The 2507-nt window shown below is 73.5% G+C and carries 2 protein-coding genes; both read left to right on the forward strand.

Annotated elements, in window-relative coordinates; all coding sequences use genetic code 11:
• Positions 1–1328, forward strand: a 1328-nt coding sequence (locus IFT89_RS19820; protein ID WP_202939840.1) for an FGGY family carbohydrate kinase, incomplete at its 5' end; no start/stop codon positions are given.
• A 676-nt stretch (positions 1329–2004) separates the two neighbouring features.
• Positions 2005–2507: alcohol dehydrogenase catalytic domain-containing protein (locus IFT89_RS19825; RefSeq protein ID WP_202939841.1), on the forward strand; the 503-nt coding region annotated here is incomplete at its 3' end.

Consider the following 2507-nt stretch of genomic DNA (forward strand, 5'->3'; position numbering starts at 1 on the left):
CCGGCACCGAGGTCGACCCGGCCGCGTGGTGGCAGGCGTTGCAGGAGGCGGCCGCCGCCGCCGGCGGGTTGGCCGATGTCGCCGCGGTGTCGGTCGCGGCCCAGCAGCACGGCATGGTCGCGCTCGACGTCGATGGACGCGTCATCCGTCCGGCACTCCTCTGGAACGACACCCGGAGCGCGCAGGCCGCGACGGATCTCATTGCCGAGTTCGGCGCTGCGGAACTCGCCCAGCGGACCGGGTGCGTCCCCGTCGCCTCCTTCACGATCACGAAGCTGCGCTGGCTGCGCGACGCCGAACCCGGGAACGCCGCCGAGGTCGCCGCCGTCGCACTCCCCCACGACTGGCTGACGTGGCGTCTGCGCGGCTTCGGTCCGGCCGACGAGAGCCCGCTCGGCGCGGACCTCGCCGAGCTGACGACCGACCGCTCCGACGCCTCCGGCACCGGGTACTGGTCCCCCGCCGACGGCGAGTACGACCGCGAGCTGCTCGTCGCAGCGCTCGGCCACGATGCGATCCTCCCGCGTGTACTCGCGCCGGAGGAGTCCGCCGGGACCGGTGTCGACGGCGGCCTCATCGGGCCGGACACCGTCATCGGGGCGGGTGCCGGAGACAACGCGGGAGCCGCCCTCGGGCTCGGGGCGACGGCCGGCGATGTCGTCGTGTCGATCGGCACGAGCGGGACGGTGTTCGCCGTGACGCCGGCCGTGGTCCGCGACAGCTCGGGCACCGTCGCCGGGTTCGCCTCGGCCGACGGCGCGTTCCTCCCGCTCATCGCGACGCTCAACGCCGCCCGGATCCTCGACGCGGTGGCCGCGCTGCTCGGCGTCGACCACACGGAACTCGGTCGACTCGCGCTCGAGGCCCCGGCCGGGGCACGGGGTCTCGTGCTCCAGCCGTACTTCGAGGGCGAGCGCACCCCGAACCGGCCGGACGCGACGGCGACCCTCTTCGGCATGACCCTGGAGTCGACGACGCGCGAGGGCCTCGCCCGGGCGGCGATCGAGGGGCTGCTCTGCGGACTCGCCGACGGACTCGACGCGGTGCTCGCGCAGGGCGTCACGGCGGAGCGGGTCCTGCTCATCGGCGGTGCGGCGCAGAACCCGGCGGTGCAGGCGATCGCTCGCGAGGTCTTCGACGTGCCGGTCGTCGTGCCGGCCCCCGGGGAGTACGTCGCCGACGGCGCCGCGGTGCAGGCGGCCTGGGCACTGAGTGGTACTCGCCCGGCGTGGGCTGCGGTGGGGGCCGGCGACGGCGCCGACCAGGCGGACGCGGTCGCTGCGGACGCGTCCGGGATCGCCCGGGAGCAGTACGCCGGCCGAGCCTGAGCCGGTCACTGAGCAGACCCCCTCCCGGTCACTGAGCCGCCCCCTCCCGGTCACTGAGCCTGTCGAAGTGCCACACACCGGAGCCCCCAGACCCACAACGCTCCCCGGGGGCCCTTCGACAAGCTCAGGGAACGAGTACCCCCACCCCGGTCACGCGAGCCAGCCCCGGTCACCGAGCAACCCGCACCGGTCACTGAGCCTGTCGAAGTGCCACACGCAGANCCCCGGTCACTGAGCCTGTCGAAGTGCCACACGCCGAAGCCTCCCGACCTACAACGCCACCCCGGGGGCCCTTCGACAAGCTCAGGGAACGGGTATCTCCTCCCCGGTCAGTGGGCCGAACCCTCCCGGTCTCTGAGCCGACCTCTCCCGGTCACTGAGCCTGTCGAAGTGCCACACGCCGAAGCCCTCAGACCCGCAACGTCACCCCGGGGGCCCTTCGACAAGCTCAGGGAACGGGTATCTCCTCCCCGGTCACCGAGCGCCACCCTGTCACTGAGCGAACATCCCCCGGTCACTGAGCCTGTCGAAGTGCCACACGCCGAAGCCCTCAGACCCGCAACGCCACCCGGGGGCCCTTCGACAAGCTCAGGGAACGGATATCCCCCTCCCGGTCACTGAGCCTGTCGAAGTGCCTCCGCGGAATCTTCCGCGGGGCGGAGACGTTGGCCCCGGTATGCGATCGATCGTCTACTCCACCAACGGTGACCCGTCCGTCCTCCACCTCGTCGAGCGCGAGCTCCCCGAGCCCGGCCCCGGCGAGGTCCGCATCAAGGTCGCGTTCTCCGGCGTCAACCCGACCGACTGGAAGACCAGGCGCGGCGGCGGCCCCTCCGGTGGCATGCCCTTCCCCGAGGTCGTCCCGAACCTCGACGGCGCCGGCGTGATCGACGCGGTCGGCCCGGCCGTCGGCGACGCGGCGACCACGACCACCTTCGCCGTCGGCGACCGCGTCTGGGTGTTCCTCGCCGCGCACGAGAGCCCGCTGGGCACGGCCCAGGAGTTCACGGTGCAGCCCGTCTCCCGTGTGGTCCCCCTGCCCGACGCCGCGTCATTCGAACTCGGCGCCAGCCTCGGCGTCCCCGCGATGACCGCGCACCGCGCCCTCACCGTCGCGCAGGACGGCCCGACCCGGCTCGCCCCCGGAGCCCTCGACGGCCGGACGGTCCTCGTCCAGGG

The sequence above is a fragment of the Plantibacter sp. CFBP 13570 genome (assembly GCF_014841395.1).
GTDB lineage: Bacteria > Actinomycetota > Actinomycetes > Actinomycetales > Microbacteriaceae > Plantibacter > Plantibacter auratus.